At 33.8% G+C, this 16,356-nt stretch carries 14 protein-coding genes; 3 read left to right on the top strand and 11 right to left on the bottom strand.

Annotated elements, in window-relative coordinates; all coding sequences use genetic code 11:
* Positions 1-324: 324 nt before the first annotated feature.
* The 7 genes from Q7I96_04405 to Q7I96_04435 form a co-directional block, all read right to left on the bottom strand.
* On the bottom strand, positions 325-495 hold the full coding sequence (locus Q7I96_04405) for a hypothetical protein (GenBank protein ID MDO9626853.1): 171 nt from the start codon (positions 493-495) through the stop codon (positions 325-327).
* On the bottom strand, positions 488-769 hold the full coding sequence (locus Q7I96_04410) for a nucleotidyltransferase family protein (protein MDO9626854.1): 282 nt from the start codon (positions 767-769) through the stop codon (positions 488-490). Before Q7I96_04410 ends, Q7I96_04405 begins: the two co-directional genes overlap by 8 nt.
* Positions 770-1,008: 239 nt before the next feature.
* Positions 1,009-1,383, bottom strand: a complete 375-nt coding sequence (locus Q7I96_04415; protein ID MDO9626855.1) for a DUF2283 domain-containing protein — start codon at positions 1,381-1,383, stop codon at positions 1,009-1,011.
* Positions 1,384-1,899: 516 nt separating this feature from the next.
* Positions 1,900-3,387 (bottom strand): class I SAM-dependent DNA methyltransferase, encoded by a 1,488-nt coding sequence (locus Q7I96_04420; protein MDO9626856.1) that lies wholly within the window; start codon positions 3,385-3,387, stop codon positions 1,900-1,902.
* Positions 3,381-4,577, bottom strand: coding sequence for a restriction endonuclease subunit S (locus tag Q7I96_04425; protein MDO9626857.1), 1,197 nt, complete (start codon positions 4,575-4,577; stop codon positions 3,381-3,383). Before Q7I96_04425 ends, Q7I96_04420 begins: the two co-directional genes overlap by 7 nt.
* Before the next feature lie 23 nt (positions 4,578-4,600).
* A complete protein-coding gene (locus Q7I96_04430; GenBank protein MDO9626858.1) occupies positions 4,601-6,043 on the bottom strand; it encodes an SEC-C metal-binding domain-containing protein in 1,443 nt (480 codons plus the stop codon).
* 30 nt (positions 6,044-6,073) lie between these two features.
* Positions 6,074-8,803: a DEAD/DEAH box helicase family protein gene (locus Q7I96_04435; protein MDO9626859.1), complete on the bottom strand. Its 2,730-nt coding sequence runs from the start codon at positions 8,801-8,803 to the stop codon at positions 6,074-6,076.
* Positions 8,804-8,957: 154 nt separating this feature from the next.
* Here Q7I96_04435 and Q7I96_04440 point away from each other — a divergent pair, with 154 nt between their 5' ends.
* On the top strand, positions 8,958-9,743 hold the full coding sequence (locus Q7I96_04440) for a class III extradiol ring-cleavage dioxygenase (GenBank protein MDO9626860.1): 786 nt from the start codon (positions 8,958-8,960) through the stop codon (positions 9,741-9,743).
* A gap of 50 nt (positions 9,744-9,793) precedes the next feature.
* Here Q7I96_04440 and Q7I96_04445 read toward each other — a convergent pair whose 3' ends face one another.
* The 4 genes from Q7I96_04445 to Q7I96_04460 all read right to left on the bottom strand — a co-directional run bounded on the left by Q7I96_04445 (position 9,794) and on the right by Q7I96_04460 (position 12,723).
* Positions 9,794-10,405: a hypothetical protein gene (locus Q7I96_04445; GenBank protein ID MDO9626861.1), complete on the bottom strand. Its 612-nt coding sequence runs from the start codon at positions 10,403-10,405 to the stop codon at positions 9,794-9,796.
* A 102-nt stretch (positions 10,406-10,507) separates the two neighbouring features.
* Positions 10,508-11,299 (bottom strand): EFR1 family ferrodoxin, encoded by a 792-nt coding sequence (locus tag Q7I96_04450; protein ID MDO9626862.1) that lies wholly within the window; start codon positions 11,297-11,299, stop codon positions 10,508-10,510.
* 1 nt (position 11,300) lies between these two features.
* Entirely contained in the window at positions 11,301-12,044 is a 744-nt protein-coding gene (locus Q7I96_04455; protein ID MDO9626863.1) for a 4Fe-4S binding protein, read from the bottom strand.
* 79 nt (positions 12,045-12,123) lie between these two features.
* Positions 12,124-12,723, bottom strand: a complete 600-nt coding sequence (locus Q7I96_04460; protein MDO9626864.1) for a TetR/AcrR family transcriptional regulator — start codon at positions 12,721-12,723, stop codon at positions 12,124-12,126.
* Between the two features lie 387 nt (positions 12,724-13,110).
* Here Q7I96_04460 and Q7I96_04465 point away from each other — a divergent pair, with 387 nt between their 5' ends.
* Together Q7I96_04465 and Q7I96_04470 are read left to right on the top strand one after the other, a co-directional pair.
* Positions 13,111-14,949: a PQQ-binding-like beta-propeller repeat protein gene (locus Q7I96_04465; GenBank protein ID MDO9626865.1), complete on the top strand. Its 1,839-nt coding sequence runs from the start codon at positions 13,111-13,113 to the stop codon at positions 14,947-14,949.
* A gap of 452 nt (positions 14,950-15,401) precedes the next feature.
* Positions 15,402-16,289: a glycosyl hydrolase gene (locus tag Q7I96_04470; GenBank protein MDO9626866.1), complete on the top strand. Its 888-nt coding sequence runs from the start codon at positions 15,402-15,404 to the stop codon at positions 16,287-16,289.
* Positions 16,290-16,356 lie beyond the last annotated feature (67 nt).

A 16,356-nucleotide genomic window follows, 5' to 3' on the forward strand; every position in this document is an offset into this window, starting at 1 on the left:
AAGCTGAGAAATTGATAAAATATTGTGGTAACCTTTAATATGGTTCATATAAAAATTTATTCCTAAAATTATTGTTTATAAGAAAAATGAACTTTTAAAATTTTTTATAACTTGATTCAATGGAATAAAGTTCTTCTATTATTTCATTTAAATTAGAATAATATATAATTTCGTTTTATTCATTTAAAATTTTCTTCTAATAAGTCCTATATCCTTAAGGTATTGAAGATAAGAAAATGAAGTCTTATAATTAAAATTAGTGAAAAATGAATTATTTTGAAATTAGTATCTGTAAAAAAATAAATGAAAGCAAATTTTCCTTATCTACCATTTCCCTAAAGTTTTTAAGAATTTCTTGGCACTCATTTCTGTAAATTGGCCTTTTTCATATCTTTCCAGTGCTTCTGCAGTTCTTTTTTCGAACTCACTATTTTCTAGATTTTCCGATTTCAAATCACTGAAATGATTTTCCAAGAATACTTTATCCTCATTCACACCAAACTACCTCTTTTTCCACTGAAGGGCGCATATAAGGACTTAAACTTTTGGGAGTAAGAAGATCCACACTTTTACCAAATAAATCTTCCAAGAAAAATGATAGTTCCATGAAATTATCAAAGGTGGGATTTTCAAATTCTACCAGCACATCTATATCGCTTTCTTCATTTTGCAAGCCTTTGGCATAAGAACCAAATATCCCTATTCTCTTGACATCATATTTGGCCTTTATCTCACTTTTGTGGTTTTTCATGACACTGATAACATTCATAATAACACCATCACCAAAGTAACAATTAGTATGTGATTTAATTTGTGAATAACTATTATTAATTAATTTAGGTTTGAAAAATTATAGTAATTTTTGAAGATGGTAGAATGATGAGATAAACTTATTCATTTTTATTTTGGAATAAAATACGAACTGGTATGGCGTACTATCAAAGATGTTATTCCCCAAATAAGGCCATCTTTAATGGAAATTTATAAAAAATAAAAAATATTTTTGTTTTAAGCAGTTGCTAATTCAGTTTCCATGGCTGGAATTCCAATATCGTTGGAAGTGAATGTATCTACTAATTGTGTTTGTTCCAGGTTATGTAAAATCACGCAAAACCCTGCTTTAAGACTTATAGACTTTTCATTCACGTTTATAGTCATTTTTATTTCTTCAATACCATTTAAAGCATATTTTGGAACTTTAAGAACATGAGAAGCATTAAGTATCTCCAGGGCCACTGGAATACCACCTTTATCAAAATCAAGAATAACATCATTATCTAACTCAATAGAAGTATTATACTGATAATCTTGGGAAACATAGATGAATAAACCATCCACCTCCATATCGTATTGATAATCAACTTCAAAATTAGCTCCTCTCATGATGTCTAATCCTCCTTTCAATACTGTGAGTATATATTGTTACTAATAAAATATTTTTGCTTTCATCAATTTTAAAGATAATATAAATATCTTCACTACTTCTATTTGGATGTTCATATAAGACTTTAAAGGTGTCATAACTAGTTTTCCCAATCAAAACAGGCTTCTTATTAACTAATGAATCATAAACAATATCTTGATCAATAAAAGAGCTTCTTTTAGAAAAAGAAAGCATTACATGACGGGACTCTCTAACATTATACTCGTTTATCTCTTTAAGACTGTTTAAAATCTCCCAAACTTGACCAATATCATAATCACGAATCTAAAACACCTCCACATCCAAAGAGTAGCCAGGTTTAATTTTGATATGCAGATTTTATTAAATAAAGTATTATTAGTAATACTATTTAAACTGATACTTATTTCTTAATATTAAAATTAAAAATAAATTCAAGAATTCAATAACTTGACTTAGCATAATTAATAAAAAAATAAAATAAAGGATAGAATTAATTAAATTTCCAGATCTTTTAACCCCTTAATTATCTTCTCTTCTAATTCCAAAATCTTGGCCTTAATTACTTCCGGGGCCTCATACTCTATTTCCTCGTACTCTATTTCTTTATAATTAGAAATGCTCAAAGAATAGTCATTTTCTTTTATTTCATCTAATCGAACAGCAAAGCATTGGGCCTTACGATCTTCCAGATCTTCTTTATTTTTATTTTTATATTTTTCAATAATATCTGGAATATCCCCTTTACCATCAATAAAAGTCCTTTTATCATCTAGGGAATAACCATCGGCCTCCATGTCATAGAACCACACATCTTCTGTAGGTTCTCCTTTAGTAAAGATTAAAATACCAGTGGATACTCCAGCATAAGGCTTGAATACTCCCGATGGCATGGATATAACAGCGTCTAATCTACAATCTTCCAATAATTTTTGTCTGATGGCTTTATGGGCCTTAGAATTTCCAAATAAAACGCCCTGGGGAACAATAACTGCACAACGGCCCCCAATGGTCAAGATGTTGTACATCAGTTCTAAGAATAAAATCTCGGTCTTGGTGGTGTTTATGGAGAAATCATCACTGAGCTCATCTTTATTTATGCTTCCCTTAAATGGTGGGTTGGCCAGTACAACATCAAAATTAGGGTGCTGGCTGTAACGCATAGACAAGGTGTTGGTTTGATCTATCCTTGGATTGCTGATGCCGTGCATCATAAGGTTCATTAAAGAGATTCTTACCATAGTCTGGTCAAAGTCAAACCCATATAATGATTTATTTTTCAGAACTTTGAATTCATTCTGGCTTAATTTATCCCCTTTGAAGTTACGTTCATTTCCATCCTCATCAATCTTTATTAAATCCCGGGAAGTGTTGGCCTTTAAAATGTGCTGGTAGGCATTGACTAAAAAACCAGCGGTACCACAGGCCGGGTCGCAGATGGTTTCCCCGATTTTAGGGTCTAATAATTCCACCATCATCTGGATGATGTGTCTGGGAGTTCTAAATTGGCCGTTTTTACCAGAGGTTTTAAGTTCAGATAAGAGGTACTCGTAGATATCCCCTTTGGTGTCCAGGTTCTGCTCCTTGATGTGCATACCGTCAATGATACTGGTGGCCTCAGTTAATAGAGTACCAGTGGGAATGGCAAAGACTGCATCTTTCATATAACGACTGTATAGTGAGTCATCATCTCCTAAATCTCTAAGGAAAGGAAATACTTTATCCCGGACATGGTCCAGCATCTCATCAGAGGCCATGTTATTCCACTGTGACCAGCGGCAATCAGGACAGTCTTTAAAGAGGGATTCGAATGGTTCTCCACTTAATTGAACATTCTTTTCCTTGGCAATCTCATCATCATCTAAACGTTTCATGAACATTAAGTAGGACATCTGTTCAATGGCCTGCAGGGGATTGGATATCCCACTACTCCAGAACTTATCCCATAACTGATTAATCTTTGATTTGAGGTCTGAATCTAACATACAAGTTCTCCTTTAAAGGCCTTTTGCATTAGGGTATTGAATAGGTTGTCTATTTTTTGTTTTGATTGTGTTTGGTGAGTTTTTAGTGTTTCTACTTGCTGGACGATTTTTCCAAACTGCTCCTGCAATTCATTTGGAGGGTAAATCATTGGAATTGACTCAAAAGTTGTTTTATTAATTATTCCTTTTAAAGCACTTCTAGAAAAATTTTGTAGATAATGTTTAGTATATAAAATTAAATGATATAAAAATAATTCATTTACACCTTTAGGAGTTATGGAGTTAATTTGTTGATTAAAAGCTACATTCCTATCTGTAACTGCAACATTGCCTAAGCAAGATATGCTTCCAGCTATACAAGTTACTAAAATTGAGCCTTTAGGAACTATACGGGCTACTTTCGATCCTTCTTTAGAAAGCCTTTCTTCACTAGTTGTTAAATAAGTAAAAGGCGTATTAATGTTATCTGATTTAATCCATTCAATATAATCTCCATAATACTCGGATATTTTTCTTGAAGGAGTATTGCCCGTTTTAATTTCTCCAAATTCTTTTAATTCCTTCAAATTCCATCCTTTAGAATTTGTTAATGGATTTCCAAACATTTCCAGAAATACACTTTTCAAATATTCATCGGCCAATTCATCCACTTCGGCCCGCCATTCTTTCAGTTTTTCGGCCTTTTCCAGGATTTCGACTATTTTCTTTTGGGTTTCGAGTGGTGGGAGCTTAATGTTAACTTTAGAAAAGTCATTTTTATTTAATAGAGGAACTACGGCTGAAGATGCTATCTTTTCAAGATAAGGTTTCATTCTTTTTATAGCATAATATAAAAAAATAGGATCAACTATATCCTTATTAGGAATTATACTGTTAATTTGCTGGTTTGTACATAATTCACAATCTGATATAGCTATTTTTCCAATATTACCAATGCAAGAAACTAAAACAGATCCTTTTGGTAATAATCTAACCTTCTTTTTTCCAATTTCTGAAATAGTATCTTCTGAAGTAGAAACAAACTTTCTTTTATCCAAATCTGGAGGTTTGATCCAAACTAAATTTCCACCATAATTTTCTGGATCTTTTTTTGGAGGAGTGTTGCCCGTGACAACACTTCCAATATCTTTTATTGTGTAATTTTTCCATTCATTCATAAGATTGCATTTAATTTCTGTTCTTCTTTCCATCTCTGCAACCTCTATTAAGTAAATTATAATCCTTCAATGTCATAAATACCATTATAAATCTTCCATGAGCCACTTTTCATACCAATTGGCTCCATTTCACCATTTTCGTTTTCATAATTCATATGAAAAATAATATCTTTTGATATTTCGTCATCTTCTTTTTGAATTGTAAGATTTACTGTTATTGTAGAAGTCATTGCAGAATCATCAATACTTAGAATTGAGAAATTTTTTATTTGTTTATCCTTAAAAATACCATTTTTCAATTCAAAAACCATTTTTCCTAAAGTATCCTCTTCAAAGAAGCGATAATTTAGTTTTTCAACCATTAATCCATATTTATTGCTTTTCCAAGACTCAAAAAATTCAACTAATGTTCTTTCTGGACTTCCATCCTGATATTCTATTGATGTTCCAAACTCGGGAAAATTTTCATTCACTTTTAACTTTCGTGGTTTCCAATTTGTAATTAGTTCCATTTTCTTTTCATGATCCACAATTGAAGTCATCATATCTCCTATTGTAGGTTTTTCTTTTACTATAGGCACCATACCCTTTGTTTTTATGGCAACAATTCCATCTTTTAAAGCTATTAGTGTTGCCCATGTTTTAACTGCAACTTTCTGGTTAGCATACCCAAGATCTCGTCCATGAATAATTCCATTTCTATATGGAATATCTAATTCTTCAGTGGTTGTTGTTCCTCTACTTTGATATAACAATTTTTTTAGCTTATTTAATCCAGTCTGATGAGCTGCAATGGAATCCCATGCATATATATTATCTCCATCGGTAAAAAACCCTTTATTACCACCAATTTCGTTCATATCCGCTACGACACCATCAATTATAGAAAAAACAATAGGAATACATGAATGATATCTTTCATTTAAATAATCTTCATATGCCTTTTGAATTAAATCAATTCTTAATTCGAATTCACTTACTCCTTTAATAATTCGAATATTTATTTCCAATTGTTCATTATATCCATCTATCAAAACTTGTTCAGCTTCTTCAAATTTTTCTTCTTCAGCTAATTCAACTGCTTTTTTCATAGCTTCGAATTTAATTGATTCGTGAGCTATCCATCCATATTTTAAGAAATGTTTATTGAATTTATCTGGAATTTCAAATATAGAGAATTGTTTTTCAAGTTTATCTATTTCAGGAAAGGTATTAGTTAACTCATCGACATCAAGACCGGCAGGAATAAGTCCATCTAAAAGACCTGATTCAGTAGCACTTCTTAAAGCTTTCATCCCATCAAGCGATTCTTTCATTTCTTTAGCAGAAGGATTGTCTTTTATTAATTTATTAGTTTCATTAATTTTAGAAAAATCAATATTTTGTATAGAATTACTGTTTTTCCTATCTTTTTTGCGACAACACTTTTTATATTTTTTGCCACTTCCACAATGACATGGATCATTATTTCCAAGTTTAATATTAGTTCCTTTTGTCATTTTGATAACCTTAATTAGTATAAGTTAAATTCAACACATCCTAATCCTATTACACTTATCCACAATCCCCACTAACTCCTCATAACTAAACAAATCCAGTGGATTCTCATCCTCAAAGGGAGGCCCACCTAAATCCTTCATTTCAATATGCTTCCTCTCAGAGAAGACTTTCTTCAGTAACATTAGAAATTCAACCTGGCGGGAGGTGTAATGCACATTCTCCACTATGTAATCATTAAATCTCTTCTCAATTATCATCCTTGGATCGTCATCACGGGAGAGGCCAATAATATCTCTCAGGAATTGTAAAAAGTCAATATTTTGCTGTTTTTGAATGTATTCTATGGTTATTTCTGGTTTTAGAGATGATAGTTCCCTTTCTAAATCCAGTAACTCTCCTGAATTAATACCATGACCTTCTTTTAATTTGCGGACAGATTCATTCCGCTCCAGAAGTCTTTTAAGTTCCTCGTCTTCCTGGACTTCTTTTTCAAACTTCTTCCAGTCGGTAATTACGTCGGCCACAGGTATATCAATAATGCCTTCTCCGGTGGGTTCAAAGTACTTCATTAAGGGTGCTACTTCTGTAACCAAAAATTCCACGTCTTCAAAGGTTAAATCCTCCCAGAATTCACTCTGCCTTGCTTTAATTAGTTGGGGTTTCTTCTCGCTTATTACTTGGAGGTTGTCTTTTTCCATGACATTACTTATCATGAAGACCACTTCCCGGCGTATTTTATCTATTTTTTCCTTATCAAGATCCAGAATACACTCAAAGAGTTTTTCTGATTTCAAGATAAATGAGGAAACTTTAGAATTAGAGCCAAACTGGGTAATCATTAAAGGAGATATTTCCTCAATTAAGGGATCCACAAAGCCCTCTAAATCATCACTATTTTTAATCTTAGAAATTATAGATGCTTTTTCCCGGACTAAAAAGAACTCCTCATTCAACTCATCCATGGTAACTCTAATTTTTCCAGTAATCAGTTCCTTCTGCTCTACTGTCAAATCTTTATCTAAAAGAGCCACCCGATTGTTAAAAATGGTGGTTAAAACATCATTAGGCACACCAGTACCTTTTCCCCTTTCCAGTTCGTGATATTCTATATTGGAATGGCCCCCAATCATAAAATCAAATATTAGGAAATCATTCTTCTTACCCGAAGGTAGCCAGTCTTTGTGTTTGCAGGCCTGTAAATTCCGGGTTCCCCTGCCCAGCATTTGCCAGAATCTTATGGGTGAATAGACTGGTTTTACAAATACCAGGTTGCAGATTTCTGGAATATCCACTCCAGTATCCAGCATTCCCACTGATAGGGCAATTCGTGGATTGGACTGTTTTTTAAAGCGTTCCACTTCATCGTCATTGCGGGCCATATTAGAGGTTATAACCTGCACCTCATCAGAGAATTTAGGAAATAATTCTCCAAAAACCTTTTTCATGTGCTTGGCATGGTTGCGGCTGGCACAGAAGAAAATAGACTTGGCTGGTTTTCCCTCATCTGATTTATAGCAATACTCCATAAAACTTTTAATTATGAGAGCATTGGTCTTATCATCCATGAATACCCGGTCAAATTGAGAACCAGTTAATTCCAACTCATCAGGATCAACTTTCTGTCTTCTTAAATGGTCTTTAAGAAACTTATCCAGATTTTCAGGTTTTATCCCTTCATTTAAAACCTTGGTAGATATAATATGGGCAAAATAGGGGACTAATACTCCGTCACGCACTGCCTCATCATAAGCGTATTCCACGGTGGCCTTACCAAATAAATCAAAGGTACTTTGAGTTTCCCGTTCACGAGGCGTGGCCGTTAATCCAATTTTTATACAGTCAAAGTACTGGTAAATTAGATTGTTTCTATCATAAATAGAACGGTGGGCCTCATCAAAAACAATTAAATCAAAAAATCCAGGGGAGAATTTTTCAAATAAACGAGTTTCCTTGCCCTGCATTAAAGTCTGGACGGTGGTAACATACAATCGGCTGTTATCATTGAATCCATTCCTTAAATCAGCCACCGGCTCGGTGAAATATTTTTTAAATCCATTATCCTTGGCCTGCCTTACCAGAGCTACCCTATCAGCAATAAATAAGACATTTCGCACCATATTAGCTTTAATCAGCAAATCAATGATGGCCATGGCCACTCTGGTCTTTCCTGTACCGGTGGCCATTTCAATTAAGGCCGTTCTATGGCATTCGGCAAAGTGTTCACTTAATTTCCTCACAATCTGCACACTGCGGGGCCTATCCACAATATAAGTATTTAATTTAATACCGCGAGGATCTTTACGGTTATTATAAAGGTCCCTTCGTCTTTTTAAATCACTCTGAGAAAAGGGGCCACTTACTTTCCTTTCAATACCATATTCATCAATTAAAACCCATTTTTGACCATTGGTTAGAAAAATAGGTACTTTAAACCCTACCTGACTTTCAATGTCCTGGGCATAGCTGCGGGCCTGTATCCGACCAATATCAGGATCTTTGGAAAATCTCTTGGCCTCAATGATGGCCAAAGGTGTGTAATCTTCATCCAGTAGAACATAATCAATGAATCTATCTACACCACGTTCCACAGAACCATTAAAATAAATAATATTCTTATTTTTAAAATTAGACTTAACAGAATTGACTTCTTCTTTAATATATTTATCCAGCCAACCTGTTCGTTCTAATAAAGGATCAATATACTCTTTTCTGGTTTTATGTTCACTAATCTGTGATACATCATCAGTATAAGAGTCCATAATAAGTTAAATGTAATACTAATATTTAAAAATTGTCTTATAGTTTAGAGCAATCATTAACAATTCCAACCCATAACTAATTTAATATTCTACAAAAACCAAATTAATTAATAACAATATTCATCCAATTATCTCAAAAAAAGGAGAAACCCACATGTCCAAACCAATCCCACCCATATTCATATCACACGGGGCCCCTACCCTGACCTTAGAAGACATTCCGGCCCGAACATTCCTAAAAGAGCTGGGAGTGAAATATAAAAATATAAAGGCCGTTTTATGTATATCCGCCCATTGGGAAACTTCGGTGCCTGAAGTTACCACCAATCCTTCACCCAATACCATACACGACTTTTATGGATTTCCTGAAGAGCTTTATGAAATAAAATACTGGGCCCCTGGCTCACCAGATTTAGCCAGGAAGACCTACAACATAATAGAGAACGCAGGCCTGGAAGCTTTGAAAAACCATGACCGGGGCTTCGATCATGGGGCGTGGGTTCCCATGAACTTAATGTTTCCCGAAGCTGATGTTCCTATCATTCAACTATCTATACAACACCACATGAATCCGGCCCGGCATATGAATTTAGGAAGTGCTATTAGTGAATTAAAAAATGAAGGAATTTTAATTATGGGTAGTGGTGGGGCAGTGCATCCCCTTGGTTATGCATCCTTTAGAGTTGGTGCTAAACCTGACCAGTGGGCCATTGATTTTGAGGCCTGGTTGACTAAGGCTGTTACTAGTGGTGATGAGGATTCTCTTTTAAACTACAGAAGAATATCACCTTATTCTGAGAGGGCCCATCCTTATCCAGACCATTTAATGCCGCTTTTAACTGTTTTTGGAGCTGCGGATAATAAAGAAGGTAAAGTGGCCCATAAAAGCTGGTATGCTGGTGATTTAGGCCTGGGGGCCTATATTTTTGATGATAAATAAAAAATAATTATTTAAATTAAATTGAGTTGCTATCATTAATTCATATTGAATTATCCCCTCTGATTTAAAAATTCATCAGCCATTTTACGGGTTTTAGGGCTTTTACTGTCCCTTTGATTTTTAACAAATTCACCAATAGATTTTTTATCATCTATTAAATTGTAAATATCACTTAAAGCTCCAATTACATAGGATTTTATCATTTCAATCTGTTTGCCCTCATGAATATTATCAATGTCTAATAGTTTATTTAGAATTTCCGGTCTTAAATCAGGTTTATTTCTAAAAATAACTGCTGAATTCAGGGCTACATGAGATGATATCATGGCCCTGGTACCACCGAGTAGAGCAAAATAATCCTCAAATATCTCTTCAAATTTGTTTTCATCATCTACCAATGTTAAATTAGCCAGTATATACACCGAAATATATTTAGAGTAGTTATTTTTACTGTAGAGCATCTCTTTAAAAAAATCCCAGTGCAAATAAAGAAATTCAGGGTCCATTTTGCTCAGAAAAAGTAGACTTTCAAAAGAATTAGATCTAACAATATCATCTTTAGAAAGAATACCGGCCAATAATGTTTTAAGTGAATCAACATCTTCTATAGCTACCTTAGCTGTTGATTCAACATCCAAATTTTTATTTTCTAAATTAAGCATATAAATCATCCATTTACTATTTTTATTTATTGAAATAGATTAATATTTTGACACAAATTGAAATGGAATAGAAAAAAATTTCAAAAAAATTGGATGAATTATTTAATCCAATAATTTTCGGGCCTTCACCGCAGCATAAGTCTTTCCTTTGTAATTAAATGGTGCTGGAATGGCCTTTCTTGGGCAGAAAGAAGTACATCTTAGACAGTAAACACATTTCATGTTATTAACCGGAAATTCATCATTAGATGCCATGGTTATATTGTCAATAGGGCACATTTTTACGCACTGGCCACATTTGTTACACTTTTCCATATCCGGAGCCATTTGAAAGAATTTTTGATTTAAATTAGATTCAGTTATCTTTAAACCAATAATTGAAGTGTAATATAGTAAATCTGAAATCACAGGGACTCTTCCCCATTTGGATTCACCATTAATTATGTTTTGAGCATATTTTTCCGCTTCTAAAAGGCCTATTTGAATTTTATTCTTATTGGTGGCCTCATCTTGAACATAGAAAATATTAGGGGGCATTACAATCTCTTTAGCACCAATAGGATCATATCCTTTCTTTTTGACTATTTCCCTCACCGGACCTACAATTCCACCAGAAAAACCCCCTAAAGTATCCACCATGAAGATATTCGTTCCATTGGCCTCAGGCAGGGCTTTAATAAAATCCCAAACAAATTCATAAGTGGATAATTCTGCCACTGGAAATCCTAAACCAATAGTATGTTCTAAATTAATTTCATCAGGATTGGAATCTTCAATTTTCAGTAAATTTGCTTCAATGCCATTATCCTGGAAAGTTTCCACCATCTTTTTGGCCACTAAAAACGTGTTTCCAGTTCCTGAAAAATAATATAAATCTACATTTTGCATTTTCATATTAACTACCTCTTTTAGGAATACCAAATGAATATTTTATTGCGCCTTTAGGGCATGATGATATACATTCACCACATAAAATACATTCTAAATCTTGCATATCCTTATTTAATACATTTTCTTTAACATTAAGACTCATAGGACAATCTTTACAGATGTTGCACCCCACACATAACTTTTTATCTGATTCAATATGGAGTGATGGCCACCTGATGAAATTCTTTATTTTAGTTCCGATAATCATAAATGGAGCTATAAAACAAAAATAGTGACAATTAGCTCTTTTTCCAGCTAAAATTGCTACTAAAATTGTTGTTATTAAAATTCCATAGTAAATAACATACATAAATGGTTCTGAGATAGAAATTCCATATTTAGTCATGAATAATGGATCAATGGTAGTTAAACCGCCTGCTAAAATTGCCATAGAAGCTATTATTGCAATCCAGGGGACAAAAATGAAAAATTTTATCCAGTTGTATTTCCCGCCTCTTGTTTTTTGGTTATTTATGGTAAAACAATACTCTTGAACCCCACCTGTAGGACAGGCCCATCCACAGAATGCTCTGCCAAAGAATAACGATAATATAAACAAGCCTGTGAAAGTTAAAAAGCTCCCCGTGATTATACCCAATGATGCACCCCATATGATTAAAAATGGTGAAAAATAAAATATAGTAACTGGAAATAATAAAAATGAAAGAAGTAGCGTAAGTTTTCTAATTTTTTGTGGTTTACTGAACATATTTGAACTTCCATGTCAATTATTCATAATTAAAACGAATTTTAAATAAAATATAATTTTTTTTCTAAATTCAAAACAATTAAATTGATTTAGATTTTACTACCGGTTTGATGAATTTCTCTTCAAAATGTTCCACAACTTCATCCAGTTGCAGGCTGTTATCAAAAATCATATAACTCAAAATTCCATCCAAAGCAGCCATCAAGGTTATAGCACTTGTTTTAACATTGTGCGGGATGAATTCACCAGATTGAATCCCCATAGTAAATGCTTCCTCAAAATAATTTATGTAATCAACAGTGTAGTCATGATAATAACTTAAAAGCTCTTGATTATCCAGAACCTTGGCCAGTGATAAAAAGAGAAAGCTGGTCTCTTTAGGGTGTTCTATCCAGAAGAGAATGTATTTTTCTATATAGTATAGTATTCCCTCCTTAACCGAACCACATTGTGAAGCTTTGAGGATTATTTCCCCCATTTCTTCCATCATTTTTTCATTAACCGCCATCAAAATCATGTCTTTACTTTCAAAATGATGATAAAGGCCCCCTTTACTAATTCCTGCTTCCTGTGCAATGGATTCCATAGTGGTACCTTCGTATCCTTTTTTTAAAAAAACATCCATGGCTGCTCGAGTAATTTCATTAATACGTTTTTCTTTAGGTTCTCTTTTTGACATTATAATCTTCCTTAAAAACCGACGGTCGGTATTTAATAATAATGTTGATTTCATATATAAATATAATCATTTAAAAAAAATTTGAATTAACTATTAAATTTGTATTTAAGGAGAAATTAATGCATAAAACACTGATAAAAAGTCAAAAAAGCACCAAAACTTATAATTTTTTGCAAAAATCATTTCAAAAATTATATATCCATAAACAAGACAAATTATTAAATTAATGGGGGTTTAATCACTACGTATTCTAAGGCCATCGTCCTTCTAGTTAATCAATAATTGATTAAACATTACAACTGTTTTTAATTAAATCTCCTGATTATTATAAAAAATGATTAAAAAAAAGGAGGTGAAAATATAGACAAAAAAACAACAGCCCAAAGGATGGCAATTTTTGCTCTGATTTTCATGATATGTGCTGTTTCATTATCTCCTGCCATGGCCACGCCCGCACCAGGAAATGAAAGTAACACAACCTACAATAACACTAATTACACTTTGAAAAAGTCAGAGCCTATCTGGCCTGACATTTTTGCCAATAACCAAAGTAATGGCCAATCAAAAAATCTAGGACCTCAAAACAACACTACTAAGTGGGTTTTTAATACCAGTGGAGATAATGGAATTGGTGGTCAGACCATAGGTGCTGATGGAACCATATATTTCACCAGTACATCAAATGATAACGGTACCGTATATGCTCTCAATCCTGATGGAACCATCAAGTGGAATTTGACCTTTGAAAATCTGGACAGTTCAATTGCTCCAACTATAGGGGACAATGGCCTCCTATACATTATGAGTGACTACGAAGTCCCAGTTCTAACTGCAATTAATCCTGATGGAACAATACGCTGGCAATACACATTTAGAGAATATGAATCTAGTGTAGCTTCCTATCCCGTTATTGGGAAAGATGGTAGTATTCTGGTAGGATTAAATCTCTACGATGATGACAATGATTTTACCAAAATATATTCTATTAATCCAAATGGAACACTTAAATGGAGCTACAAAATCCATAGAGGAGTAGAAGATCACATATACACATTTTTCAATTCAGTAGGTCAAAATGGAGCCCTTTATGTAGGATCCTACTTTGAAAGCGAAGATGAAGATTACTATGGTGTTCTCAATGCTATAAATCCGGACGGGACCTTAAAATGGAACTATACCTTTACTGAAGATCTTTATAAGTCTTGGGGAATAGGATCAGCAAGTTGGGGATCAGCAGTTGGGCCTGATGGAACAATATATGCTGCCGTAACTTCATTAGTAGATAAAATCAATGAAGTGCACTTATATGCCTTCAATCCAAGCGGAACTGTTAAATGGATGCAAACCATTAATGATGGAGCCCATAATTTCGTGATGGGTCTTCCTTCAGTAGCTTCCAACGGCGTGGTCTATCTCACTACCATGTTCGGGACTTCTGATAAAGACGCATTTAACAATCTGCATGCTTTCAGCCCAAATGGAACCAAACTATGGAACTACACCCAACCGGCACTGGGAGAAGGATTCAGCAGCCAAGTCATAGGCACTGATGGTACTATCTATCTGGCATCAATGGGAAGTCCTTTGATTGCTCTTAACCCTGATGGAACCGAAAAATGGAAATACAACTATCCGGTTTATGGAATACCTTCCATTAACAAGGACGGTACCCTTTACATTGGTATTTGGGGTTTTGAAGCAAATTCAACTACTTCCCTACACGCCATAGCTGGCCAGCAATCAGACCTGTATCTCAAAACTTTAGTGGACAATAAAAATCCGAAAGTAGGAGACACTGTTAAAATCACTTTTAAAGTGGGAAATAACGGTCCTGGAACTGCTTACAACACCACTATGACCTTAAAAATACCAAAAGGACTGCAATTCATTAAGGCCCTAGCTCAAAGTGGGACTTTCACTTACGACGGATCCACCAGTACTATAACCTGGTATCTGGGTGATTTAGGAGTAATTGACCCCTATCTCAATGTGTGGACTAAAGTACTGGCCAAAGGCACTTATGCCATATCTCCAATTCTATCTACACTAACCTATGATCCAAATTTAGCCCGTAACACCCAAAGTATTGTTATTAATGCTCAAGCAGCCAGTAACAACAGTACTGATGATGTGGGAATGCAGCATACTGGTGTTCCAATAGGAGCAGCAATTGTAGCATTTTTAATGGTTTTAGGTGGAATAGTTAGTTCTAAAAAGAGGAAATAAACATCAAAAGGAATAAAAACGCCAAATATTCCTTTTATTATTTTTTATTATTTTATTTTTTGAGTATTTTTTCATGTTGGAATTTTTACATTTAATTTGGTTTTTATATTGATAAATAACTTATTTTAAGAATATTTTATAGATTTGTTCTATGACTAAGCATTTTATTAATCATTTTATTGAAAATATATTTTTTTAAAAATCACTGTATTTAATAATGAAAATAGAAAAATTATATTTATAAATTCTAATTGGTATCTCCAAGAAAAAAATTATAATAATTTTAATGATTATTTCTATCATTCTAATGGCTATCAGCTGTGCTTCGGCCAGTGATTCTAATCAAATCATAAAGCTCAAGGCCTCCACTAAAGGAGTTTATAGCTGCTTTTCCTGATTTTGGAGGTTCCGAAGATGCAGTAACTGCTAAAAGAATTGCAGCCTTTAAGAAAATGACTGGTCAGACCATAGTTTTGGCCGCATTCTCTGATAACTGGGGAAAGAGTAAAATTACTTTCCCATCCAAGGCAGTTAAGACTATTCACCAGGCAGGTCTAGTGCCTTACATCCGTTTAATGCCCCGCAGCACATTAGAAGATTCTTATTCAAAACCCGACCGAGTTTATAGCTTAGACAATATTATAAATGGGAAATTTGACACTCAGCTGCGAAAATGGGCCCGAGATGCTAAAAATTCTAATATTCCCATGATTATTGATTTTGCCCCGGAAATGAATGGTGACTGGTTCCCTTGGAGTGGGAAACTCAATGGGGCAGGAACTAAGAATAAATATGGAAACCTTAATTTGGCTGATGGGCCTGAAAAATACAGGGATGCTTACAGACACATAATAACCATATTTAGACAGGAAAAAGCCACCAAGATTACCTGGGTGTTCCATGTGGATGCCTATAACACACCTGAAAAGTCCTGGAATAATTATAAGGCATATTATCCTGGTGACAGTTACATTGATTGGATAGGTGTCAGTGTTTATGGAGCACAAACTCCTTCAGAAGATTGGGAAACTTTTAATCAAGTTATGAGCAGTTCTTATCCTCAACTTACCAAAATATCCTCTAAAAAGCCTCTGGCCGTTTTGGAGTTTGGAGTTACTGAAAGGGGAACTAAAAAAGCTAAATGGATAAGTGATGCACTTGTTTCTATTAAAAAAGGAAAATATCCTCGAATTAAGGCCATGAGTTATTGGCATGAAAACTGGCAGAATTCTGATGGAAGCATGTCTCGTTTAAGACTTGATTCATCTAAAAGTGCATTAAATACTTATAAAAATTCAATTAAAAGTTCATTCTTTGTTAAGAAAGCCCAATTTACTTAAATTAACAATTATTTCTTTTTTTAATAAATAATTCCCATTATAAAACAATAAAGCAAGCAAATAGGAT

It is taken from the genome of Methanobacteriaceae archaeon (assembly GCA_030656015.1).
In the GTDB taxonomy this organism is placed as follows: Archaea; Methanobacteriota; Methanobacteria; order Methanobacteriales; family Methanobacteriaceae; genus UBA349.